Source organism: Streptomyces sp. NBC_00250 (genome assembly GCF_036192275.1).
Lineage (GTDB): Bacteria > Actinomycetota > Actinomycetes > Streptomycetales > Streptomycetaceae > Streptomyces.
Window position 1 is genome coordinate 2,138,388 of record NZ_CP108088.1, and the last position, 23,277, is coordinate 2,161,664.

At 71.8% G+C, this 23,277-nt stretch carries 16 protein-coding genes and 1 pseudogene; 11 read left to right on the forward strand and 6 right to left on the reverse strand.

Features of this window, described 5'->3' with window-relative positions:
• The first annotated feature begins 428 nt into the window (after positions 1 to 428).
• The 5 genes from OG259_RS09635 (at position 429) to OG259_RS09655 (ending at position 7,354) form a co-directional block, all read left to right on the forward strand.
• Positions 429 to 926, forward strand: coding sequence for a hypothetical protein (locus tag OG259_RS09635; RefSeq protein ID WP_328941884.1), 498 nt, complete (start codon positions 429 to 431; stop codon positions 924 to 926).
• A gap of 2 nt (positions 927 to 928) precedes the next feature.
• A complete protein-coding gene (locus OG259_RS09640) occupies positions 929 to 1,885 on the forward strand; it encodes a hypothetical protein (RefSeq protein ID WP_328941885.1) in 957 nt (318 codons plus the stop codon).
• Positions 1,886 to 1,962: 77 nt separating this feature from the next.
• Positions 1,963 to 2,475, forward strand: coding sequence for an AMIN-like domain-containing (lipo)protein (locus tag OG259_RS09645; protein ID WP_328941886.1), 513 nt, complete (start codon positions 1,963 to 1,965; stop codon positions 2,473 to 2,475).
• Positions 2,476 to 2,728: 253 nt separating this feature from the next.
• Positions 2,729 to 3,928: a serine hydrolase domain-containing protein gene (locus OG259_RS09650; RefSeq protein ID WP_328941887.1), complete on the forward strand. Its 1,200-nt coding sequence runs from the start codon at positions 2,729 to 2,731 to the stop codon at positions 3,926 to 3,928.
• 108 nt (positions 3,929 to 4,036) lie between these two features.
• Positions 4,037 to 7,354 carry an ATP-binding protein gene (locus OG259_RS09655; RefSeq protein WP_328941888.1) on the forward strand — a complete coding sequence of 1,106 codons (3,318 nt, stop codon included), beginning with the start codon at positions 4,037 to 4,039 and terminating at the stop codon, positions 7,352 to 7,354.
• Positions 7,355 to 7,367: 13 nt separating this feature from the next.
• On the opposite strand, the gene OG259_RS09660 is transcribed toward OG259_RS09655, so the two are convergent.
• Positions 7,368 to 8,648 (reverse strand): cytochrome P450, encoded by a 1,281-nt coding sequence (locus OG259_RS09660; protein WP_328941889.1) that lies wholly within the window; start codon positions 8,646 to 8,648, stop codon positions 7,368 to 7,370.
• A 259-nt stretch (positions 8,649 to 8,907) separates the two neighbouring features.
• Here OG259_RS09660 and helR point away from each other — a divergent pair, with 259 nt between their 5' ends.
• Together helR and OG259_RS09670 are read left to right on the forward strand one after the other, a co-directional pair.
• Positions 8,908 to 11,142, forward strand: coding sequence for an RNA polymerase recycling motor ATPase HelR (gene helR, locus OG259_RS09665; RefSeq protein WP_328941890.1), 2,235 nt, complete (start codon positions 8,908 to 8,910; stop codon positions 11,140 to 11,142).
• 223 nt (positions 11,143 to 11,365) lie between these two features.
• Positions 11,366 to 11,785 (forward strand): hypothetical protein, encoded by a 420-nt coding sequence (locus OG259_RS09670; RefSeq protein ID WP_266898231.1) that lies wholly within the window; start codon positions 11,366 to 11,368, stop codon positions 11,783 to 11,785.
• A 55-nt stretch (positions 11,786 to 11,840) separates the two neighbouring features.
• On the opposite strand, the gene OG259_RS09675 is transcribed toward OG259_RS09670, so the two are convergent.
• Entirely contained in the window at positions 11,841 to 12,311 is a 471-nt protein-coding gene (locus OG259_RS09675) for an SRPBCC family protein (protein WP_328941891.1), read from the reverse strand.
• 157 nt (positions 12,312 to 12,468) lie between these two features.
• Positions 12,469 to 12,738 (reverse strand): annotated as a pseudogene (locus tag OG259_RS09680) (helix-turn-helix domain-containing protein); the annotation flags it as partial.
• Positions 12,739 to 12,784: 46 nt separating this feature from the next.
• On the opposite strand from OG259_RS09680, the gene OG259_RS09685 reads away from it, so the two are divergent.
• The 3 genes from OG259_RS09685 (at position 12,785) to OG259_RS09695 (ending at position 17,102) form a co-directional block, all read left to right on the forward strand.
• A complete protein-coding gene (locus OG259_RS09685; RefSeq protein ID WP_328941892.1) occupies positions 12,785 to 13,657 on the forward strand; it encodes an FAD binding domain-containing protein in 873 nt (290 codons plus the stop codon).
• A complete protein-coding gene (locus OG259_RS09690; RefSeq protein ID WP_328941893.1) occupies positions 13,654 to 16,458 on the forward strand; it encodes a molybdopterin-dependent oxidoreductase in 2,805 nt (934 codons plus the stop codon). Before OG259_RS09685 ends, OG259_RS09690 begins: the two co-directional genes overlap by 4 nt.
• Positions 16,459 to 16,613: 155 nt before the next feature.
• Complete coding sequence (locus OG259_RS09695; RefSeq protein WP_328941894.1) at positions 16,614 to 17,102, forward strand: molybdopterin-dependent oxidoreductase; 489 nt, start codon at positions 16,614 to 16,616, stop codon at positions 17,100 to 17,102.
• A 59-nt stretch (positions 17,103 to 17,161) separates the two neighbouring features.
• On the opposite strand, the gene OG259_RS09700 is transcribed toward OG259_RS09695, so the two are convergent.
• The 3 genes from OG259_RS09700 to OG259_RS09710 all read right to left on the reverse strand — a co-directional run bounded on the left by OG259_RS09700 (position 17,162) and on the right by OG259_RS09710 (position 21,158).
• Positions 17,162 to 18,208, reverse strand: coding sequence for an ABC transporter permease (locus tag OG259_RS09700; RefSeq protein WP_328941895.1), 1,047 nt, complete (start codon positions 18,206 to 18,208; stop codon positions 17,162 to 17,164).
• A complete protein-coding gene (locus tag OG259_RS09705) occupies positions 18,208 to 19,821 on the reverse strand; it encodes a sugar ABC transporter ATP-binding protein (RefSeq protein ID WP_328941896.1) in 1,614 nt (537 codons plus the stop codon). The genes OG259_RS09700 and OG259_RS09705 overlap by 1 nt, the downstream gene beginning before the upstream one ends.
• A 293-nt stretch (positions 19,822 to 20,114) precedes the next feature.
• Positions 20,115 to 21,158: a substrate-binding domain-containing protein gene (locus tag OG259_RS09710; RefSeq protein ID WP_328941897.1), complete on the reverse strand. Its 1,044-nt coding sequence runs from the start codon at positions 21,156 to 21,158 to the stop codon at positions 20,115 to 20,117.
• Positions 21,159 to 21,504: 346 nt separating this feature from the next.
• Between OG259_RS09710 and OG259_RS09715 the strand changes: the two genes are divergently transcribed.
• Positions 21,505 to 23,259, forward strand: a complete 1,755-nt coding sequence (locus OG259_RS09715) for a glycoside hydrolase family 35 protein (protein ID WP_328941898.1) — start codon at positions 21,505 to 21,507, stop codon at positions 23,257 to 23,259.
• Positions 23,260 to 23,277: the final 18 nt, after the last annotated feature.

The following is a 23,277-nucleotide window of genomic DNA, read 5'->3' on the forward strand; positions in this document are numbered from 1 at the left end:
GAGTGGTCCATGGTCCATGGTGCATAGTGCCGCGCCCGCGACTGTCAGGCACATGGCGAAGCGTAAAGAGCGGGACCCGCCGAGCCGACGAGTCGAGGCCGCTCGGCCGCGGGACGGGGCGCCGGTTCCACGCCTACGCCCCGGAGGAGCCGACCCGGCACCGGCGCGAGAAGGCCGAAGAACGCCCCTCCGCACATTGCCGCAGGTACGTAAAACAGCTACATATCCGTATCCGAGGCAGACATCTTTGGGACAGCTGTCCGATTATTTTGAGCCGCACCGCGTGCCCCGGCCGGAAGTCGCAGTATCGTTCGAGCCGCTTTCCCGGGGGGAGTTGCGGCGGAGAATGGACATTCGTCGACAACTGCCCTTTTCGGTTGAGCCGCTCCACGCAGTTCGATGTATCCGCATATGGGGGGGGTATTCCCATGTTTCGAATAGCGCGCGCCGCGCTCGGTCTCACCATGGCCGCCGCGGGAATCATTGCCGTAGGAACTCCGGCCAACGCAACGACGGTATACAGCTCTGATTCCTGTTCTTCCACCACACGATGCTTCGCCATCTTCTACAACAGCAAGCAGAACATCGGAATCTTCTACTCGTCATGCTTCATCACCAACAAGAGTGAGTACTCCCACGAGGGGTACAGCATGCCGACGCCGAGCGGTCTCTACACCGTTCGCTATCAGTTCGACTACGGCAACGACCTCGAATTCCACGACGCCGGCAGTGCGTGCAGGCCGTCCGAGGGATCCGGGCAGGGCGTCAAGAACAACGCCGCCGGTGCCGTCAACGAAGATTCCGCTTCCCATCGCGTCTACTACAACACCGGATACGGCGGTACGTACCAGACGTACTACCCGGGGGACAGCAAGAACCTGATTGCCGCACTCAAGAACGAGAACGCCAGCAGCGAGAGGCTCTGATCATGAAGAAGAACCTGATCATTCTTGCCCTCTGCGGAACCGCGCTGCTGACGGCCTGCGGTCAGGGGCAGAAGCCGGGACAGGAATCCCCTGCCGCCATCGGGGAGGTCCCCCGGGTGGAAACCGCGGCCGGGTGGACTCAGGTGAAGCGGGAGGGATGGCCGGAGGCGGTTCCGGCCCAGGGGCTCGCACAGGGGCTCACCCTGCCGATCGAGCGCTATCTGGTCCCCTACGCCGATGAGATCGCGTTCCTTGAAGGCCGCGGCAACGCGGAGATCAAGTGCATGCGCGCGCTCGGCTTCCCCGACTGGCGCACCGAGACCCTGGGGGTGAACCCCCCGATATCGGGCAGCTCGTCGAACATGGAGCGGCGGTACGGCCTCACCATCCGGAGCGAGGCCGAGCAGACCGGGTACCACGTTCCCGGCAAGTCCGAGGTGAGCACGGCCGCGCTCGCCGAGCAGGAGACGCCCCGCGCGGTCGTCGCCCTCAAGGGTGCGGAGAACGCCAAGGCGGTCCGGACGTTCGAGGGGAAGGCCGTCCCCGAGGGCGGATGCGTCGGAGAATCGCGGCGCCAGGCGCCCAGCCCCGACATCGCGCTGGCCGAGGAACTCTCCGGGCAGAGTTTCATGGCGTCGCAGGAGACCCCCGAGGTCAAGACGGCCATGGCCGCATGGTCCGCCTGCATGAAGGAGAACGGGCACCAGGCCGCGACGGTGTGGGAGGCCGCGAACCTCACCGACCCCACCTCTCCTTCCGCCGGCGCGGAGGAGAAGAAGATCGCCCTGGCGGAGATCGACTGCAAGCAGAAGACCGACCTCGTGGCCATCTGGTTCAAGGCGGAGCAGGAGATCCAGGAGGAGCTGATCTCCAAGAATCGGGCCGCCCTGGAAACGGCGCGGAACAAGACCGTCACCAACGTCGAGTCGGCACGACAGGTCACCGCGAGCGTTCGCTGACCGCCCGCGGTACGGCAGTCCGCACCGGACGGCCGCCGCTGTCCGCTCACCCGGTCGAGAAAAGGAAAGAAAGCCTGATGCGCACCATCCGATCCATGGCGACGCGCGTCGCCGTGCCGCTCGCCGCCGCTGCCGTCGTCTCGATGCTCGCGTCGCCGGCGGCCACCGCCGCCACCACGGCTGCCGGCACCCCGACCTCGGCGGGAATCTGCTACGAGAACCCCTGCATCACGGGGATTCGTGCGGCCACCCACCCCGACCACGACCGCCTCGTGTTCGACCTCACGTCGAGTGTCAGGGTCTCCGGCACCTCGACGAACACCACGGGCGAGTACACCCCGATGAGCGGCAAGACCGAGTACCTGGACGTCCCGGGAACCTCGTACCTCTTCATCACGATGGACCCGGTCTACACCGCCACCGATCTGAATCTGGCCACGGTTCTGAACCTGCCCACGATCAAGGGCGTCCAGTTGACGAACTACCACGCGGCCAGGGGCGAGTTCGGAATCTCTCTCGGTCCGAGCACCCGCTACAACATCTTCCAGCTGACCCAGCCGAACCGCCTGGTCATCGACGTCTACCGCTAGAGCCCGGCTTCGGCCGGATCGGTTCACGGCAGGTCCTTCCCGCGCCGTCGGCGCGGGGAGGACGACCCAGGAACACGGCTGAGAGCCGTGCGAGGGGTCCAGGACCTGTCCGGACCCAGGGCCGACGCGGTGACACGGGTGGCGCCGAACGAGTGGACTCGCCGGGAAGGGGGAGCGGCGGGGGGCTCGTGGTGCGGGGTGGCGGTGGTGATGTGGCCGTCCCTGACTGTGACCCTGGAAGAGGCGTGCCGCCATGCGACGTACCCGATATCGCCGTTTGTTCGCCGCGACGGTCCTCGTGGCCTCCGTGCTGGCGCCGATGGCGGCGACCCCCGCCACGCCCGTACACGCCGCGAGCGTCGAGCGGCACGGCGAGGACGACTGCCCGCCTGGCGGTCTCGGGCCCGAGCTGACCGCGCGGCTCGACAAGACGATCGAGGACGTCCGCAAGCAGGCGAACATCCCCGGTGTCGTCGTCGGGCTCTGGATGCCCGGCAAGGGAAGCTACGTCCGCACCACCGGCGTCGCGAACACCGTCACCCGCGAGCCGATGTTCACCGACACCTTCGTCCGGATCGGCAGCGAGACCAAGACGTTCACGGTCACCGCGTTGCTCAAGCTCGTCGACGAGGGCCGGATCGGCCTCGACGACCCGATCTCCAAGTACGTCCGCGGAGTGCCGAACGGCCCCCGGATCACCTTGCGTCACCTCGCGGAGATGCGCAGCGGTCTGTTCCCGTACACGGCGGACGCGGACTTCGTCCACGACCTGCTGAGCGACCCGCAGCGCCCCTTCACACCGCAGGAAGCGCTCGCGTACGGATTCAAGCACAAGAACACCTTCAAGCCCGGCGCGCAGTTCCAGTACTCCAACAGCAACCTGGTCCTCCTCGGCCTGGTGATCGAGAAGGTCAGCGGTCAGCGGCTCGCCGACTTCATCCACAGGCGGGTGCTCCGCCCGGCCCACCTGCGCGACACGTTCTTCCCGAACGACGCCGAGTTCCCCGAGCCGCACGCGCGCGGCTACACCGACCAGACGCTGACCGGCACGGTCGCGGACTCCACGGACTGGAACCCCAGCTGGGCCTGGGCGGCCGGCGCCATGATCTCGAACCTGCACGACCTGCGCCGCTGGGCGAAGATCGTCGCCACCGGCGAGCTGATCAGCCCCGATAGCCAGGCGCAGCGCCTCAAGACGCTGCCGACCGGATTCCCCGGCACCAGCTACGGCCTCGGGATCCTCAACACCAACGGATGGATCGGGCACAACGGCTCCATCCCGGGCTACGAGACCGTGACGGTCTACCTGCCCTCGCAGAAGGCCACCCTGGTCGTCATGATCAACACGGACTCCCTGGTCGGGACCCAGGAGCCGTCCACGCTGCTCGCCCGTGCGATCACCGCGGTCGCCACCCCGGACAACGTCTACGCCGGTGGGGTAACCCCGCGTTAGTCGGGACGTCGTGCCGGTGGATCCGGCCCCCGGGGACACCCGGGGGCCGGATCCACGGTCCCTCGACGCGGCGCCGGTGGTCCACCGCGTCTTCGCTAGCCTGCACGAATGAGCATCGAGCTGACCCTTCTGTCGACGGTGTCGTACCGCGGGGAGGAGATCACCGCACCCCGGCTGCGCGGTCTTCTGGCCTTGCTCGCCGGGGAGTTGCGGGGCGGGTGCAGCACCGCTCGGATCGTCGAGGGGCTGTGGCCGGACGAGCAGCCGGAGAATCCGGTGAAGGCCGTGCAGGTCCTGGCCTCGCGGACCCGCGCCAAGCTCGGGAGCGAGCTGCTCGTCTCCACCCCGGTCGGCTATCGGCTGGCGCTGTCCGAGGACGAGGTCGACTGCGCCGCCCTGCTGCTCCATGTCTCGGCCGCGGCCGAGAAGGCCCGCAACGGAGATCACGCCGGGGCGCTCGCCGAGGCCGAGGCCGGGCTCGAACTGTGGGACGGCCCCGGGGCGCAGGGCGCGGGGGCGGCGATGCTCGGCGATCCGGTGGCGGCACTGAGGGACGAACGGGCCGCCGCGCACCGGGCGTTGGAGAGGGCGCGGGCGCTCGGTCTCGCCCGCACGGGGCGCCGCGAGGAGGCCGCGCCCCGGCTCGGCGAGCTGGTACGAGAGCAGCCGAGGGACGAGGAGCTGCTGCTCGAACTCGTCCGGTGCGAGGCGGCCACCACCTGTACGGCCACCGCCCTCACCACGTACGACCGCTACCGGCGCGGGCTGCGCGACGAGCTCGGGACCGACCCCGGCCCGGCACTCCGGGCGCTCCATCAGGAGCTGCTGCGGGAGGAGACGCCGACGGTACGACGTGGGGTGCCGCACGAGCCGAACGAGCTGCTCGGCCGGGCCCGTGACCTCGACGCCGTCGCGGAGCTGCTGCGCTCCTCCCGGGTCACCACCGTCGTCGGGCCCGGTGGCCTCGGCAAGACCCGGCTCGCGGCCGCCGTGTCCCGGGCCGCCGAGCAGCGCGTGGTGTGCATGGTGCCGCTGGCGGGTGTCGCCGACGACGCGGACGTCGCCGGGGAGGTCGCGTCCGCGCTCGGGGTGGCCGACGCGCCCCGCACGCCGGCGGGCGGACCCTCCGGGGAGCTGGTCGCCGGACTCCTGGCCGCTCTCGGGCCGGGTCCCGCGCTGCTCGTGCTCGACAACTGCGAGCACGTCGTGCACGGAGTCGCCTCACTCGTACGGGCGTTGGTCGCGGCAAGCCGCGACCTCCGGGTGCTCACCACGAGCCGTACGCCGCTCGGTCTCTCCTCCGAGTCGGTCCATCCCCTGCCCGAGCTGGACCGGGCCACGGCCGTCGAGCTGTTCACCCAGCGGGCGCGTGCCGCCCGGCCGGACGTCGAACTGCCCCCGGACGCCGTCGCCGCGCTCTGCCGCAGGCTCGACGGACTTCCGCTGGCGACGGAGCTGGCCGCGGCCCGGGTGCGGGTCCTGTCGGTCGCCGAGATCGACCGCCGCCTGGAGGACCGCTTCGCGCTGCTGCGCGGCGGCAGCCGGGACGCACCGCAGCGCCATCGCACGCTGCACGCGGTCGTCGACTGGAGCTGGAACCTCCTGACGACGGAGGGACGGGCCGCCCTGCGGGCCCTGTCGGTCTTTCCCGGGGGCTTCACCGCCGATTCGGCGTGCCATCTCCTGGACGGGGGCGACGGGAGCGGCGGGCGTGGCGGGGAAGACGGGCGCGGCGGTGACGACGGGGGCGACGGCACCCTCGACGCGCTCGACGTTCTGGATCTCCTCCAGGACCTCGTCGACCAGTCGCTGCTCAAGGTCACGGACACCCCGGTCGGTACCCGGTTCCATATGCTGGAGACCGTACGGGAGTTCAGCGCGGCGCGGCGGATCGAGGCGGGCGAGGGCGACGCGGTCGCGCGCCGATTCGCCTCCTGGGCCCGGGACTTCGGACTCGCCCATCACGACGCTCCCTTTGGCGCCGACGCGTACGCGGCCTGGCGGAGCATCCGCTCCGAGCAGGACAACCTCACGCGGGCCCTGCGGCTCGCGCTCGACTCCGACGGCGTTCCCGACCTGCCGACGGTCACCGCCATCGCCGCCGTCCTCGGCAGCCTGTGGACCACGGAGGCCAACTACGTCCGTCTCACCGTCCTCGCCGAGGACACCGGGCACCTCCTGTCGCACTACCGGCCCACGCCGCCGTACGTCGAACCCACCCGTACGATCGCGGCCCTCGTCACGGCCAACGCCTATCTCGGCTCCGGTTCCGGGGCGCCCCGCTTCATGGCCGTACTGCGCAGGCTGCCGCCGCCCTCCCCCACCGGTCTGATCGGCGCCATCGCCACCGTACTGAACGCCATGCCCGCGGTGCTGAACGCGGAGACTCCGGAGGGCCCGGAGGGTACGGGAAGCCCGGAGGGTACGGGAGGCCCGGAGGGCGCGGGAGGCTCGGACCGGACGCTGCTCGACGCGCTCCGGGCGAGCGAGGAGCCGCTGCTGGCCGGGGTCGCCGAGGGGCTGGCCGGATATCTGTGGGAGAGCGCGCACGAGCCGGAGCGGGCCATGGAGTCGACCCGGCGGATGCTGGCGCACTTCGAGGGCAGACGCGTTCCCTGGCTCGCGGTCCTGGGGCTCTCCCGGATGAGCGAGCTCTGCCTGAACACCGAACGCGGCGCCGAGGCGCTCGGGTACATGGAGCGGGCCATGCGTGTCATGGACGAACTGGGCGACTGGAAGGACATGGTGGGCCTGCGCTGGGGCATGGTGCTGGCCTCGCTCCAGACCGGCGACCTCGACGGGGCCGAGCACTGGCTGGACCTGGCCGTACGCCACCGCCCCGAGGAAGCCGTGGATCTGCTCACGCCCGATCTGGGCGCCCGCGCCGAGATCGCCCTCGCGCGCGGTGAGACGGAGTCCGGACTGGCGCTCTGGCGGCGGGCCACCGGCGTCCTCGACGACGTCGGCACACCACTCACGGTCGGCGAACCACCGGTGGAATCCTGGGTGCGGGAGCTCCGGGCGGTCACGGTCGCGGCCCATGCCCAGCACTCCCGTCTCGATCTCGTCGAGGACCTCCTCACCGCGCTCCCGGCAGGCCTCGCTTCACTGCTCTCAGGCCGGGAGGGCGGCGCCGCGCCCCTCACCCCGGTCGGCTTCCCGACCTGCGGAGCGCTGCTCCTCGCCCTGGGGTACGCGGATCTCGCACGCGGCCGCACGGAGACGGGAGTGCGGCTCGTCGCCCTCGCGGACCGGTTCCGCTGTCTGCGCAGCTTCCAGCCGACGATGTCCTCGGCCCGCTCCCGGCGGGCCGCCGAGGACGCCGACCCGGCGGCCTACGCCGACGCGGTGTCGGAGTACGCCGCCCTGAAGCGGGGCGAACTTGCCTCCGCGGCCCTGGCGTTGCTCGACGAGCGGAGGGAGTGAACCCGGAGCGGGTTCACAGGCGTACGGGCAGGCTCACCAGGTGGAAGCCGTCGGCCGGCCAGTGCCCGAACTCCAGGTCCTCGCGGGCGGTCGCGAGCCGGAGGCCGTCCCGGCCGACGAACAGCCGGTCGAGGACGACGGTGGTGACGAGCCTGCCGAGCGCCGCACCGATGCAGTAGTGAGCGCCGTGACCGAAGGCGAGGTGGCCGTCGCCCCGGCCGAACTCCCGGGCGATGTCGAGCTGTTCGGCGTTCTCGCCGTACTCCTCCGGGTCGTGGTCGGCGGCGAGCAGGGCCACCGTCACGGCCTCGCCGGCCGTGAGCGCGGTGCCGGCGAAGTCGAAGTCCTCGGTGGGGTACAGCGTGGCCCCGATGCGCACGAGGGTGACGTACCGCAGGAGTTCGGGAACGGCCGTACGGAGCAGACCGGGCTCGGCGTGGAGCCGGGCGGCCTGCTCGGGGTGGTCGAGCAGGGCGAGCGCGCCGTGGGCCAGGAAGAGCGCGGGCGGGGTGATGCCGGTGTTGATGAGCAGGAAGACGATGCCGACCAACTCGTCGTCGCCGAGCGGGTCCTCGCTCTCCCTGGCGCCCTCGACGAGGGCGGAGATCAGGTCCTCGGTGGGCTCGGCCCTGCGGCGGACGATGAGCTCCTTGCAGTACTCGACGATGCCGACCAGCGCCTCGCCCATCCGGCTTCCGTCGCTGTACGCGAAGTCGCGGATCCACGCGCAGACCTGGCCCCGGTCCTTGTCGTCGACTCCGACGAGCTCGCAGATGACGTGGGTGCTGAGGGGGTACGCGAACTCCCCCAGGAGGTCGATGCCGCCGCCGTCGCGCTCGGCTGCCCCGAGCAGCTCGTCGGCCTTGTGCTCGACGAACTCCCGCAGGGCGGCGATCCGGCGGGCGGTGAACGCCCGGGTGAGCGGGGCGCGGCGGCGGGCGTGCTCCTCGCCGTCGAAGAGCGCGAGGTGGCCGGAGAAGTACTTCACGTACTCGGCGGGCAGTCCGGCGGAGGCGGCCTCCATCAACTCGTCCTGCGGGTCGCTCTCTTCGGTGCCGCTCGGGACCGCGCTCCGGTCGCGGACCAACCGGGGCTCGGTGAGGGCGGCCTTGACGTCCGCGTACCGGGTGACGAGTCGTGCGGGGGTCCGGAGGCCGGGCAGGACCGCGTGGGGCAGCTCGGGGCGCCGACGGAGTTCGGCGTATCCGGGGGCGGTGTTCTGGACCTGCTCGGGGGTGAGGTGCACGGCGGTGGTCATGGCGGTCTGCCTTTCGCTGCCCTGTGGGAAGGTCATGCGGCAGAGCTTGGCCGGGGCCGGCTTCAGGGTGGCTTCAGGCCGGTTTCAGAAGGTGGGGCGCGGTGGCGGCGCCTGAAACCGGCGGCGGTGACGCCCGGGCGGAACGACAGCGGCGCCAAAAAGAGAAGGGCGAGAAGGTGTACGCACCTCTCGCCATTAACAACTTATACCGCACAGGGGGGCTTGCGGCAAGGCCCCGGTGGTACCGCAGAATCACTCTCCTCAGCCCAGGACCTGCAGAAATGAGACTCACCCAGTGCGTGTGCTTTCGTCGGTGGACCAGTCGCGCGGCACCAGTGCCTTCGACCTTCCCGACCGCCTCTCCCCCAAGGCCGACCCGGCACTGATCGCCGGCGACGAGCGGCACTTCGCGGCCGTCGCGAAGTGCCTCGAGGAGACGATCGCCGAACTGTCCGACCGGCTCGACGCCACGCGCAAGGCCCCCGGCGGCGCCGGCCGGGAGGCGATGGACCGTGACGCGGAGATCCACCGCCTGACCGGTCGCCTGCGCACCCTGCGCCGCTTCGGCCTGGACCTGTGCCTGGGGCGCATCGTCGGCGCGGAAGGCTCCGAGGGTTCGGAAGGCGCGCAGGGCACGGAAGGCTCCGATGACGGGACGGGCGACGCGGTCGACGTGGAGCCCGTGTACATCGGTCGCCTCGGCCTCACCGACAGCACGGGCCGACGCCTCCTCGTCGACTGGCGCTCGCCGGCCGCCGAGCCGTTCTTCGCGGCGACCCACGCCGGACCGATGGGTCTCACGAGCCGCCGCAGGTACCGCTGGAGCAACGGCCGGATCACGGACTACTGGGACGAGGTGTTCACCGCCGACGGGCTGGAGGAACACGCGGCGCTCGACGACCAGTCGGCGTTCATCGCCAGCCTGGGCAGCAGCCGGTCGCCCCGGATGCGCGACGTGCTCGCCACCATCCAGGCCGACCAGGACGCCATCATCCGGGCGGGCTCCCGCGGCACCCTCGTCGTCGACGGCGGACCGGGTACGGGAAAGACCGTCGTCGCGCTGCACCGCTCCGCGCACCTCCTGTACGCGGACCCGCGCCTCGGTCACCGTCGCGGCGGCGTGCTGTTCGTCGGTCCGCACCAGCCCTACCTGGCGTACGTCGCCGACGTCCTCCCCAGCCTCGGCGAGGAGGGCGTGCAGACCTGCACCGTGCGGCACCTCGTCGCCGAGGGGGCCAAGGCCACGACCGAGCGCGACCCCCGGGTGGCGCTGCTGAAGTCGTCCGCGGCCATGGTGCGGGCGATCGAGGCCGCCGTCCGGTTCTACGAGGAGCCGCCCACCCACGGGATGACGGTCTCGACCGACTGGGCCGACGTCCGGCTCACCGCCGGCGACTGGGCCGAGGCGTTCGAGGCGGCGGAGGCCGGTACTCCGCACAACGAGGCGCGGGAGCAGATCTGGGAGGAGCTGGGCACGATCCTCCTGGGCAAGCTCGACGACGACGTTCCGGAGGAGCAGTTCCGGAAGTCGCTGCGGCAGGACGAGGAGCTGTCCGACACCCTGCACGGCGCATGGCCGCTGCTGGAGGCGGCCGACCTGGTCGGCGACCTGTGGTCGGTCCCCGCGTACCTGCGCAAGTGCGCCCCCTGGCTCGACCGTGAGGAGGTCCGGGCGTTGCAGCGCCCCGAGGCGCAGGCCTGGACGGTGTCCGACCTGCCCCTCCTGGACGCGGCGCGGCAGCGGCTCGGCGACCCGGAGGCGGCCCGGCGCAAGCGCCGGCAGCAGGCCACCCTCGCCGCGGAGCGCGCCCGCATGGCCGATGTCATCGCCAACGTGCTCGACGCGGACGACGACGGCGAGGGCGCGGTGACGATGCTGCGCGGGCAGGACCTCAAGGACAGCCTGGTCGACGAGGCCGTGCTCTCCGGCACCGAGCCGGACCTGCTCGCCGGTCCGTTCGCGCACATCGTCGTGGACGAGGCGCAGGAACTGACGGACGCCGAGTGGCAGATGCTGCTGCTCCGCTGCCCGTCCCGGAGCTTCACCATCGTCGGTGACCGCGCCCAGGCCAGGAACGGCTTCACGGAGTCGTGGCAGGAGCGCCTGGAGCGGGTCGGGCTCGACCGGGTCACCGTGGCGTCCCTGAGCATCAACTACCGGACGCCGGAAGAGGTCATGGTGGAGGCGGAGCCGGCCATCCGGGCCGCGCTGCCGGACGCGAACGTGCCGACGTCGGTACGGAGCAGCGGCATCCCGGTCGTCCACGGCTCGGTGACGGAGCTGGACGGGATCCTCGACGACTGGCTCGACGCCAACGCCGACGGGACCGCGTGTGTCATCGGCGACCCCCGGTTCCTGCCCGGGCCCCGCGTCCAGTCGCTCACCCCGTCCCTGTCGAAGGGCCTCGAATTCGACCTGGTCGTCCTCGTGGACCCGGAGAAGTACGGCGAGGGCATCGAGGGAGCGGTCGACCGCTATGTCGCGATGACGCGCGCGACCAGGCAGCTCGTCATCCTGACGAGCGCCTGACAAGCGCCTGTACGCGTGTCCGGACAGCGGCCGGAAGGTGTCCGACCAGCCCCTGTCCTGCTCCTGACCTGCTCCTGACGGCGAGCGGGGCGGCATCGTGAGCCGGGGGCCCGGCGCCTGTTCGGGCGCCGGGCCTCCCTCCACTGGCTCAGTGGGGCGAACCGGTGCCGTACCTGGGCGTGCCACGGACGCTCCTGCGATGAGATGACGTATCGATAGGTCCATGACTCAGACGCCCGAACACGCCGCCGCTCCCGTTCTCGACGACCAGGTCGTTCCCGGTGGGGAGTGCCCCGAGGTCGCGTCGCTTGTCGCGCCGTACCTGGGCATCATCCGTTCCGCTCTTCCCCCGGTAGAGGCGGAACGATTCTTCGTGCGGGCTCTGGACGCGCACGAGGAGGAGCGGCGCCGGGCGGGGGCGCTCCAGCTCGGGTTCAGCGCGTACCTCTCGGACGCTCTCGGTGACACCTGGGGCGGGTCCCTCGCGCACACCTCCGCCTGGGAGGCCATGCAGGCGATCCGTCAGCTCGTCCGCAAGGCCCCGCGCGCGGACCTCGCCGCGTACCTGCGGCTCGGTCTCCGGCTCGTCCGCGAACTCGGTGCCGGAGCCCCGGGCCGGGCCCCGGTCTCGGTGGGCGCCTGACAGGCACGCTCCGGGCACTTCGGGGAGTCCGGAGCTTCCCGGGGGAGTCCGGCGCTCAGCCCTCCGGCTGCTGCCGCATCCACGCGTCCGGGCCAGGGTCGCCGCCCTCGGCCCGGATCGCGAGGCGGTCCACGTAGTGCTGCCAGCCCTCGGCGTGGGCCTCGCAGGACTCCGGGGAGGGCAGGCCACTGTGGATCAGGTGGAGGAGGGTGCCGTCCGGGGTGGGTTCGAGGGTGATCTCGACCGTGCTGGAGCCCGGCGGGACGAGCACGGGGCCGGACTCCCAGCCCCAGCTGAAGACGATCCGCCGGTGCGGGTCGACGGTGATGAAGCGGCCGGAGGCGACGCTCTCCCCGGTGACCCGGGTGCGGTACGAGCCGCCCGGCTCGAAGGAGAACGTGCCGTCGGCGCCCATCCAGGACAGCCACTTCTCCTCGTCGGTGAAGAAGCCGAAGACGGTCTCCGGGCGTGCGTCGATGCGCCGCTCCAGGGTGACGGTGTCCATGGGGGTCGCGGGGATCGTCATCAGGGCTTCTCGCTTCGTTCGGCCTCTTCGGCGAGCCGGGCCAGGGGGTCGGGCTTGGTGGCCCACATGGCCTGGAGGTGGTCGGCGAGCGGGCCGAGCGCTCCCGGTCCGCCCGGTGGAACCGCTTCGTCCCGTCCTTGCGCAGCGTAACCAGACCGGCGTCCCGCAGCACCTTGAGGTGCCGGGACACGGCTCCGGAGGGGACGCCGAAGCGGGTCGCGATCTCCCCCGCGGCCGGCTCGTCCTGCCGGATCAGCCGAAGAATCTCGCGCCGTCCCCGCGCCGCTCGGAGTGCCGCGGCCGGCCGGCTCCGCGGTGCTCGGAGTGACCCGACCGTCCGGAAGTCATCCTGGTCGATCCTCCAGTGCACCCACCCGCCGAGCTGCGTTATTCCGGCTGCCGCACCAGTCGTCCGGCCTACCCCCACCGGGCTTCACTGGCCTGAAATCACAGGTCAGGAGGCGGGGAAGGACATGGACCTCAACACCGTGAGGGACGTACGGGACGCCCGGCGGCACGAGCCCTGGCGGCCGGGGGACGCATGGCTGGGCGGCGGGACGTACCTGTTCTCCGAGCCCCAGCCGCAGCTGCGCCGGCTGGTCGATCTGAGCCGGATGGGCTGGGAGCCGCTCACGGAGCGGGCGGACGGGTCCCTGGAGATCGCCGCGACGTGCACGGTCGCCCAGCTGTCCCGGTTCGGGCGGTCCTCGCGGGCCACGGCGGCACCGCTGTTCGAGCAGTGCTGCCGGGCCTTCCTGGCCTCGTTCAAGATCTGGAACATGGCGACCGTCGGGGGGAACCTCTGCAACGGCCTTCCGGCCGGGCCGATGATCTCGCTGACCGCCGCCCTCGACGGCGAGTGCCTGCTGCGCGCCCAGGACGGCTCACTGCGGCGCGTGCCGGTCGTCGACTTCATCACCGGCGCCGGGCGCAAGGACCTCGCGGAGGGGGAACTCCTCCGCTCGGTCACCCTGCCGGCGCGTGCCCTGCGCTGCCGTACCGCCTTCCGTCAGGCGTCGCTGTACGGCCTCGGCCGCTCCGGCGCGCTCGTCATCGGGACGCTCGATCCGGTGGACGGCTCGATGGCCGTGACGATCAGCGCGGCGACCGTACGCCCGTTCCGATTCTGGTTCCCGCTGCCGCCGGACGCCGAGCGCCTCCGGCAGGCCGTCGAGTCGACGGTCGCGGAGGACGACTGGTTCGACGACATCCATGGGCTGCCCGCCTGGCGGCGGCACATGGGGCTGCGCCTCGCGGAGGAGGTCCGCCGCGAACTGACCCGGCCCCCCGGGGCGGAAGCCCCTCGTGAACCGACCCGGCCCGGCACCCAGGAGGACCCCCGATGAGCTTCCGACTGCACGTCAACGACCGTCCCCACGAGGAGACTCCGCGTGCCGGCCAGTGCCTGCGCACCTATCTGCGCGAGCGCGGCTGGTTCGGGGTGAAGAAGGGCTGCGACGCCGGGGACTGCGGCGCCTGCACCGTCCATGTCGACGGCGAACCGGTCCACAGCTGCCTCTATCCGGCGGTGCGGGCGGACGGGCGCAGCGTCACCACCGTCGAGGGTCTCGCCTCGCCGGACGGCGAACTCCACCCCGTACAGCGGAAGTTCCTCGATGCCCAGGGCTACCAGTGCGGCTTCTGCACGGCCGGATTCCTCATGACCACCGCCGCCCTGGAAGCCGAGCGGGGCTGCGCGCACGACGACGGCAAGCTGGACGATCTGCCCCGCGCCTTCAAGGGCAACATCTGCCGCTGCACGGGCTATCGGGCGATCGAGGACGCCGTCAAGGGCGTCCGGCACACCGAACGCCCCTGCGCCGGCAAGGCGGTCGGCCGGAACGTCGGCGCGCCGGCCGGGCCGGAGGTCGTCACGGGACGCGCCCGCTACACCTTCGACGTCGAGGTCCCCGGGCTGCTCCACATGAAGCTGCTGCGCTCCCCGCACCCGCACGCCCGGATCCTCGCGATCGACACCTCCGCCGCGCTCCGGGTCCCCGGGGTGCATGCCGTACTCACCCATGAGGACGCGCCCGCGACGCTGTACTCCAGCGCCCGCCACGAGCATCCCACCGAGGACCCCGACGACACCCGGGTCCTGGACAGTGTCGTCCGGTACGTGGGGCAGCGGGTCGCGGCCGTCGTCGCCGACAGCGAGCAGGCGGCCGAGGAGGGCTGCCGCCGGATCGAGGTGACGTACGAGCGACTGCCGCACGTGATCGACCCCGAGGAGGCCATGCGCCCCGGAGCGCCGGCGCTCCACGGCGACAAGGGTCCGGAGGCGCGGATCGCCCGCGCGGCGGACAACGTGGCAGGTGAGGTGCACGGTGAGATCGGGGACGTCGAGCGGGGTTTCGCCGAGGCGGCCGTCGTCGTCGAGGACACCTTCCGCACCCAGCGGGTGCAGCACGCGAGTCTCGAAACCCACGGCTGCGTCGCGTACTTCGAGCCGAAGGAGGACGGTACGGGCGAGCGGCTCACCGTGCGCTCCTCGACACAGACGCCGTTCCTGACCCGGCGTGCGCTGTGCGCGCTGTACGGCCTGCCGGAGGACGAGGTCCGGGTGGTCGCGGGGCGCGTCGGCGGCGGCTTCGGCGGCAAGCAGGAGATGCTCACCGAGGACATCGTGACGCTGGCGGCGCTGAAGCTGCGGCGGCCCGTGAAGCTGGAGTACACCCGGGCCGAGCAGTTCTACGGGGCGACCACCCGCCATCCGTTCACCATCGGCATCAAGGTCGGCGCCCGCGCCGACGGGACCCTGACCGCCGTGCAGATGCGGGTGGTGTCGAACACCGGCGCGTACGGCAACCACGGTCCGGCCGTCATGTTCCACAGCGTCGGCGAGTCCTTCGCGGTCTACCGCGCCCCGCACAAGAAGGTCGACGCCTGGTCGGTGTACACCAACGCCGTCCCGGCGGGCGCCTTCCGCGGCTACGGCCTGGGCCAGGTCACCTTCGCCGTGGAGTCCGTCATGGACGAACTGGCCCGCCGCCTCGGCATGGACCCGCTCGTGCTCCGCGAGAAGAACATCATCGGCCCCGGCGAGGCCATGCACAGCCCCATCGGCGAGGAGGAGGACCTCCACATCGCCTCGTACGGCCTGGACCAGTGCCTCTCGGTCGTCCGTACGGCCATCGCCGAGGACACGAGCGAGCGGGACGTGCCCGAGGGCTGGCTCACCGGGCAGGGGACGGCGATGGCGATGATCGCCACCGGCCCGCCCGGCGGCCACTACGCCGACGCCCGTGTCTCGCTCCTGGAGGACGGGACGTACGACGTCGCCGTCGGCACCGCCGAGTTCGGCAACGGCACCACCACCGTCCACCAGCAGATCACCGCCGGCGCCCTGCACACCACCGGCGACCGGGTCACGATCCGTCAGTCCGACACCGACGTCGTACGCCACGACACCGGCGCGTTCGGCTCCGCGGGCACCGTCGTGGCGGGCAAGGCCGTCCTCCTGGCCGCCCAGTCGCTCGCCGAGCGGCTGCGCACCCTCGCCGCCCGCCACACCGGTGTCGCCCGCCATCTGTGCGTGCTCGACGCCGAGGCCGTGGACTGCGCAGGCCGTACGGTGGCCCTCAAGGAGCTGTACGAGGCGGGGCACGCGAGCGGCGCGGCGGAGGAGCTGCGGGCCGACGGGCACTGGGGCGGGTCCCCGCGCTCGGTCGCGTTCAACGCGCAGTGGTTCCGGCTCGCCGTCGACCCGGACACCGGGGAGATCCGTATCCTCCGCAGCGTCCACGCGGCCGACGCCGGCAAGGTCATGAACCCCATGCAGTGCCGGGGTCAGGTCGAGGGCGGCGTCGCCCAGGCCCTCGGAGCCACCCTCTTCGAGACGGTCCGGCTCGACGAGCGCGGCGAGGTCACCACGGCCGCGTTCCGCCGCTACCGCCTCCCCCAGTACGCCGATGTGCCCCGCACCGAGGTGCACTTCACGGAGACGGCCGACGCGATCGGACCGCTGGGCGCCAAGTCGATGAGCGAGAGCCCGTTCAACCCGGTGGGCCCCGCCTTCGCGAACGCGCTCCGCGACGCGACCGGCATCCGCTTCACGGAGCTTCCCGTGACCCGGGACCGGGTGTGGCTGGCGCTCGAACAGGCGCGTGCGGCCGCGGGTGGCGACCGGCCACGCGTTGGGCGTTGAACCCGGAGGATGCGATCGGAACACTCGTAGAAAGCTCACAATCGCGGACCGGAGAGTGGGATTCGCCTGGCACGCACGGTTCCCCGCGCCGGCGGTCGGGTATCACTGGGCGCAGTCGCCGCACCGACCGCCCGGCCGTCCGAAGGGGATCTCCGATGAGTCGACCCAGCGCTCCGCCCGCCCCGCCCGTGTCCCGCGCGGGTGAGTTCACGCTGTGGGGGGAGGTGGCACGGCCGTCGCGCCTGACCGTCGCCGACCTCCGGACGGGCTGGGAACAGCACCGGGCCGAGGTCGTCTTCGACTGCGCGACCGCCGGGCCGCAGCACCACACCTTCGAGGGGCCCCTGCTCCGCGAGGTGCTCGGCCGCGTCCGGCCGGACTTCGACTCCGCCCGGCGCAAGGAGCGTTCGCGGTTCCTGCTCGCCGTGAGCGGGGGCGACGGGCACCACACGGTCCTGTCGTGGGCGGAGATCGATGCCGACTTCGGCAACGCTCCCGTCCTGCTCGCGACCCGCATGGACGACACGGACCTCGAAGCGGCCGGCACGCAGCTCGTCGTCCCCTCCGATCGCTGCGGCGCCCGGTACGTGAGCGCGGTGACCGGGATCTGGATCGGGACCTGCCGGGTGCCGGTGTCGGTCTGACCTTCTGCCACCGGCTCCGCGTGCCGGTCTGACCTTGTGCCGCCGGCTCCGCGTGCCGCTCAGTCGGGGAGGCCGACCGCGCGTTCGCCGTTGCGGCGCTGTTGGACGACGACCGCGACGACGAGCAGGACGCCTTGGGCGACGTTCTGCCAGAAGGAGTTGATGCCCTGGACGGTCAGCCCGTTCTCCAGACAGCCCAGGAGGGCCACGGCGAGGAGGGTGCCCCCGATACCGCCCTTGCCGCCGCGCAGCGCGCAGCCGCCGAGGGCCGCCGCCGTGATGGCCTTGAGTTCGAGGCCCTCGCTGCCCGAGGTGGGCTGCCCGGAGCCAGTGCGGGCGGTGAGCAGGATGCCGGCGACGGCCGCGACGATGCCGATCAGGGCGTACACCGCGATCAGATACCGGTTGATCCGGATCCCGGCGAGGCGGGCGGCGGTGTCGTTGCCGCCGATGGCGTAGATGTTGCGGCCGATGTCGGTGTACGTGAGGAGGACGTGCACGACGACGGCGACGACCGCCAGGATCCAGACCATCACCGGAAGCCCGGCGATGCTGCCCCGGCCGAGGAACACGAACCAGTCGTCGTCGAGGACGTACCCCTGGGCGCGTCCGTCGGAGAGCAGTTGTGCCAGGCCCTTGTACGCGGCGAGGCCCGCGAGCGTGGCGATGGTCGGGTTGACGCGGCCGTGGACGATGACGAGTCCGTTGAGGACACCGACCAGGACGCCCACGCCGAGGGCGGCCGCCATGCCGACCACGGCGTTCGATCCGGTGCCGGTGAAGACCATGGCGCTGACGACGGAGGCGACACCGACCTGGGAGCCGACGGAGATGTCGAGCCCGCCGCAGATGACGACGACCGTCTGCACGACGGCGAGGAGACCGGTGATGGTGGCCGCCTCGGCGATCACCCGCATGTTGGTGAGGCTGAGGAAGTTCTCGTTCAGGGCGCCGAAGAGGATGACGACGAGGACCAGCGCCCCGATGAGACCGAGGTTCTGACCGCCCACCCGGGCGAGGACCCCGCCCACGGCGGCCGGTCCGGGGCCCTTTCCCGGGCCCCGGGAGTCGGCCGTCGGGCGGGGGTCGGTGGTGAGGGAGGACATCAGGGGGCTCCAGGGGTGCGGGTGGGATTGGGGGCCGGGGCATCGGGGACGCCTCGCGCGCGGCCGTCGCCGGCCGGGTCGCCTGCGAGGTCGTCGGCCATCGCGAGGGCGAGGACGGCTTCCTCGGTGGCGTGGCTGTGGTCGAGTTCGCCGGTGACCCTGCCTCCCTGCATGACCACCACGCGGTCGGCGAGACCGAGGAGTTCGGGGAGTTCGGAGGAGATCACGAGGACGGCGACCCCTTCGGCGGCGAGGCTCGCGACGATCTGGTAGATCTCGGCCTTGGCGCCGACGTCGATGCCCCGGGTCGGTTCGTCGAGGATCAGGACCTTGGGTTTGCGGGCGAGCCAGCGTGCGAGGACCACCTTCTGCTGGTTGCCGCCCGAGAGGGTGCGGACCTCGTGCTCGACGGAGGGGGTACGGACCCGCAGCCGGGTGGCGTACTCCCGGGCGAGGTCGCGTTCCGCGCGCCGGCGCACGAAGCGGAGGCGGCGGATGCGGTCGAGGACCACGAGCGCGGTGTTGTCCCGGATCGACCGGTGCAGGAAGAGGGCCTGGGCCTTGCGCTCCTCCGGGGCGAGCCCGAGTCCGGCGCGGATGGCCTCCCTCGGCCGCCCGCCGCGGAGCCGTACACCGTCCACGGCGACCGTGCCCTGCCGGAGGGGCCGGTCCCCGGCGAGGGCGAGGGCGAGTTCGGAGCGTCCGGCACCGACCAGGCCCGCGAGGCCGACGACCTCCCCCGCCCGGACCTGGAGGGTGACGCCGCGGACGTCGTCGGTGGTGACGTCCCGGACGTCGAGGACGACGTCACCGGGCCGCTGCCGTTCCCGTACGAACACGGTCGACAGGTCACGGCCGACCATCAGCCGGACGAGCGCGCGTTCATCGGTCCGCGCGGCGTCCACCACGCCCGCGGGGCTGCCGTCCCTGAGGACCGCGATGCGGTCGGCGAGCCGGAAGATCTCCCGCATCCGGTGGGAGACGTAGACGATGGCGATGCCGTCGGCGCGGAGCCGACCGATGAGGCCGAAGAGGGCGTCCACCTCGTGCTCGGAGAGCGAGGACGTCGGCTCGTCGAAGGCGATCAGGCGTGCTGGTACCTCACCGGTCAACGCCCGCAGGATCTCGACGAGTTGACGTTGAGCCGGGGTCAGCTGCGAGCCGAGGAGGCGCGGGTCGAGGACGTCGGAGAAGCCGAGCTCGTCCAGGTCCGCGGTGACCCGGCGGACGAGTTCACGGCGGTCGAGGAATCTGCCCCGCCGACGCGGCAGCGCCCCCGCCCAGACGTTCTCGGCCACGGTGACATGGGGGATGATCTCGGGTTCCTGCGGGATGACCCGGACGCCGGCGGCGCGGGCGGCCGCCGGCGAGTCGAAGGTGACGGCCCGGCCTTCGAGGAGCACTCGGCCCTCGTCGGGCATGTGGTCACCCGTGAGGATCCTGAGGAGCGTCGACTTGCCCGCGCCGTTCTCCCCCATCAGGGCCGTGACGTGACCGGCGGGGAAGTCGAGGGTGACACCGCCGAGCGCCTGGACGCTGCCGAAGCGCTTGACGATGCCCTCGACAGCGAGAACCGGCGGGGCGGCGGGTGACGGGCTGCGGGCGGGAGACATGCGGGGACCTCGCTGGGGTGGGAGGGGGTGTGTGATCGGGCGGTCGGGCGGTCGGGTGGTCGGGGGGTCCTGATGCGGGGGGGCGTCCCGGCCCGTCGGTAACGGGGGACGGGTCGGGCCGGGACGCGTCGAGGGGCGGCGGAAGGGGGCGGGGCCGCGGCGGACTCGGGTGGGCGGACTTGGACGCGACGGGCTCAGGCGGGGCGGACTCGGGCGCGGCCGACCCGGACGCGGCCGACCCGGGCGGCGCCTGGCGGAAGCGGGTGCCGGTGGGGCTCCCCGCCCGCAGCCGGTCAACCGCAGGTCAGGCCCGAGGACTTCCACGTACCGGCGTCGACCATCGTCGTGGGGGCGAAGCCCTCGGCCGGGAACTCCTTGCCGTTCTTGAGCTTGTCGTACATGGTCTGGACGGCGAGGGCGCCGACGTCCTTGCCGTTGATGAAGAGGGCGGCCTTCATGCCGCCGGGCTTGCCGGAGCCCCATTCCTTGCAGGCGAGGTAGGCACCGAGGCCGACGCCGATGACCCTGTCCGGACCGAGGCCCGCGTTGGTGAGGGCGGTGACGCCGCCGGCGACGTTCTCGTCGTTGCAGCCCCACACGATCCAGTTCTTCACACCGGGGTTGGCCGTCAAGGTGGCGGCGACCTTGTCCTGTGCGCCGGTGGGGGTGTTGTCGGTGGCGACGTCGATGACCTCCACTCCGGGGACGGCCGCGTCGAAGGCGGCCCGCGCGGCCTTCACGCGGTCGCCGCACACCGTGACGTCCTGCTTCCAGGCGGAGACGATCCTGGTCGCGGACGCCTTCCATCCCGCCTTCGTGAACTCGGCGGCCGCCCGCTTGCCGACTTCGCCGCCCATCTGGGCCCCGCTGAAGCCGATGCGGGGCACGAGGTCGGCCTTGGCGCAGGCCGCCGGGTCGGGGCCGGTGGCGCAGATCTGGTCGTCGGAGGTCAGGAGGGCGACCTTGCCGTCCCGGGCGGTACGGACGACCTGGGGGCCGACGGCCGGGTCGGGGACGACGACGATCACACCGTCGGTGTTCTGGGCGATGGCGGCCTGGACCTCGCTGACGGTCTTGTTGGCGTCGTTGCCTAGGTTGACGACCTTCAGATCGACGCCGAGCTCGTCGGCCCTGGCCTTGGCCCCGGCGGCCTCGCCGACGAAGTACTCCTGGTCTCCCTGCTTCTGAAGGTACGTCAGGGAGATCTTTCCGGTCTTGGGGGCGGCGGCCGGGTCTCCGCCGGATGCGGCCTTGCCGGACGAGCAGGCGGTGGTGAGCCCCAGGCCCACGAGGAGGGTGGCGGCCATGACGGCACGACTGCGGAAGGTACGGGACATCTGCGGGACTCTCCTTGGTGCCGGCCGCGTACGGGTACGGGCCGGCCCGACGCGGGGACGGATCGGATGGCGCGGAGGTGAGGGGGCGGCGCGGAGGTGATGAAGGGAGTGGCGAGGCGCCGACGAGGAGGGGCGACCACGGGTCGCCAAACACTCAAAACTCAACACGTTCAAACGTGATGCGACATATGAGACCCCTCGCGAGCCTCGCCGTCAAGAGGCGGGGCCGAATTCCGCCCGTCGACCACAGCCGCACCGCCCGGGGCTTGCGGTACGAGCATGTTTACGTAAACATACTCGTACCGCGACACCGCGCACCGCACCCGAACACAGGAGCCGCCCCCTCATGCCCGTTCTCCAGACAGACAAGGCCGGTTTCCTGCTCGACGGCCGCCCCTTCCGGCTTCTGTCCGGCGGGCTGCACTACTTCCGGGTCCACCCCGAGCAGTGGGCCGACCGGCTGCGCAAGGCCCGGCTCATGGGCCTCAATACCGTCGAGACCTACGTCCCCTGGAACCTCCACCAGCCACGACCCGACACCTTCCGCCTCGACGGCGGCCTCGACCTGCCGCACTTCCTCGAACTCGCCGCCGCCGAGGGGCTGCACGTCCTACTCCGGCCCGGCCCGTACATCTGCGCCGAATGGGAGGGCGGCGGCCTGCCGTCCTGGCTGCTCGCCGAACCGGACATACGCCTGCGCTCCCGCGACCCCCGGTTCCTGGCTGCCGTCGACGACTACCTCGGGCGTCTGCTCACCCCCCTCCGGCCGTACCTCGCCTCACAGGGCGGTCCGGTGCTCGCCGTACAGGTGGAGAACGAGTACGGGGCGTACGGCGACGACACGGCGTATCTGGAACACCTCGCCGACTCCCTGCGCCGCTGCGGGGTCGACGTCCCCCTCTTCACCTGCGACCAGCCGGTGGACCTGGAGCGCGGCGCGCTGCCCGGCGTCCTCGCCACCGCCAACTTCGGCAGCCGCTCGGCCCACCAGCTCGCCGCGCTGCGCGCCCAGCGGCCCGAAGGTCCGCTGATGACATCGGAGTTCTGGATCGGCTGGTTCGACCGCTGGGGCTCGCACCACGTGGTCCGGGACACCGACGCGGCCGCCCGGGAACTGGACGAACTCCTCGCGTCCGGCGCGTCGGTCAACTTCTACATGTTCCACGGCGGCACCAACTTCGGCTTCACCAACGGCGCCAACGACAAGGGCACGTACCGCCCCACCGTCACGTCCTACGACTACGACGCACCGCTCGACGAGGCCGGCGACCCGACGGCGAAGTACACGGCGTTCCGTGACGTCATCGCCAAGTACGCGCCCGTCCCGAGCGGGCCCACACCGGCCCCCGGCCCCAAACTCGCCTTGCCCGCCCTTGCATTGACGGAGAGCGCCGAGCTGCTGCCGAACGCGGCCGCGCTCGCCCCGACGGCCGTGGAGTCGCGCCGACCGCTCACGATGGAGGAGCTGGAGCAGGACTTCGGCTTCGTCCTCTACGAGACCGTTCTGCCCGTCAGGGGCCCGGCACTCCTTGAGATCGAGCAGGTCCGCGACCGCGCCCAGGTGTTCGTCGACGGCTCGCCGGTGGGTGTCCTGGAGCGCGAACAGCACGAGCACGCACTGGCGTTCACCGTGCCCCGGGCGGGCAGCGTCCTCACGGTACTCGTCGAGAACCAGGGCCGGGTGAACTACGGCGAGGGCATCCACGACCGCAAGGGCCTGCCCGGGAAGGTGCTCCTCGACGGGGTCGAACTCGCGGGCTGGACCAACCGCCCCCTCCCCCTGCCCGGCCCGGACGGCATCCCCTTCGCCCCGACCACGACGACACCCGTCGGACCGGCCTTCCACCGGGGCCGCTTCGAGGTGGACGAGACCGCCGACACCTTCCTCCACCTCGACGGCTGGACCAAGGGCAACGCCTGGATCAACGGCTTCCCGCTCGGCCGCTACTGGTCCCGCGGCCCGCAGCGCTCCCTGTACGTCCCCGCCCCGGCGCTGCGCTCCGGCACGAACGAGCTCGTCGTCCTCGAACTCCACGCCGCCCACCGGGCGCGTACGGTCACGTTCCGCGCGGCGCCGGACCTCGGGCCGACGGAGGAGTAGGACTTCCGCGCCGGTCGG

Bases quoted from the DNA above. Each gene is read 5' to 3' on its own strand.
- OG259_RS09635 (WP_328941884.1), top strand. From the start codon at position 429: ATGTTTCGAATAGCGCGCGCCGCGCTCGGTCTCACCATGGCCGCCGCG.
- OG259_RS09640 (WP_328941885.1), top strand. From the start codon at position 929: ATGAAGAAGAACCTGATCATTCTTGCCCTCTGCGGAACCGCGCTGCTG.
- OG259_RS09645 (WP_328941886.1), top strand. From the start codon at position 1,963: ATGCGCACCATCCGATCCATGGCGACGCGCGTCGCCGTGCCGCTCGCC.
- OG259_RS09650 (WP_328941887.1), top strand. From the start codon at position 2,729: ATGCGACGTACCCGATATCGCCGTTTGTTCGCCGCGACGGTCCTCGTG.
- OG259_RS09655 (WP_328941888.1), top strand. From the start codon at position 4,037: ATGAGCATCGAGCTGACCCTTCTGTCGACGGTGTCGTACCGCGGGGAG.
- OG259_RS09660 (WP_328941889.1), bottom strand. From the start codon at position 8,648: ATGACCTTCCCACAGGGCAGCGAAAGGCAGACCGCCATGACCACCGCC.
- OG259_RS09670 (WP_266898231.1), top strand. From the start codon at position 11,366: ATGACTCAGACGCCCGAACACGCCGCCGCTCCCGTTCTCGACGACCAG.
- OG259_RS09675 (WP_328941891.1), bottom strand. From the start codon at position 12,311: ATGACGATCCCCGCGACCCCCATGGACACCGTCACCCTGGAGCGGCGC.
- OG259_RS09685 (WP_328941892.1), top strand. From the start codon at position 12,785: ATGGACCTCAACACCGTGAGGGACGTACGGGACGCCCGGCGGCACGAG.
- OG259_RS09690 (WP_328941893.1), top strand. From the start codon at position 13,654: ATGAGCTTCCGACTGCACGTCAACGACCGTCCCCACGAGGAGACTCCG.
- OG259_RS09695 (WP_328941894.1), top strand. From the start codon at position 16,614: ATGAGTCGACCCAGCGCTCCGCCCGCCCCGCCCGTGTCCCGCGCGGGT.
- OG259_RS09700 (WP_328941895.1), bottom strand. From the start codon at position 18,208: ATGTCCTCCCTCACCACCGACCCCCGCCCGACGGCCGACTCCCGGGGC.
- OG259_RS09705 (WP_328941896.1), bottom strand. From the start codon at position 19,821: ATGTCTCCCGCCCGCAGCCCGTCACCCGCCGCCCCGCCGGTTCTCGCT.
- OG259_RS09710 (WP_328941897.1), bottom strand. From the start codon at position 21,158: ATGTCCCGTACCTTCCGCAGTCGTGCCGTCATGGCCGCCACCCTCCTC.
- OG259_RS09715 (WP_328941898.1), top strand. From the start codon at position 21,505: ATGCCCGTTCTCCAGACAGACAAGGCCGGTTTCCTGCTCGACGGCCGC.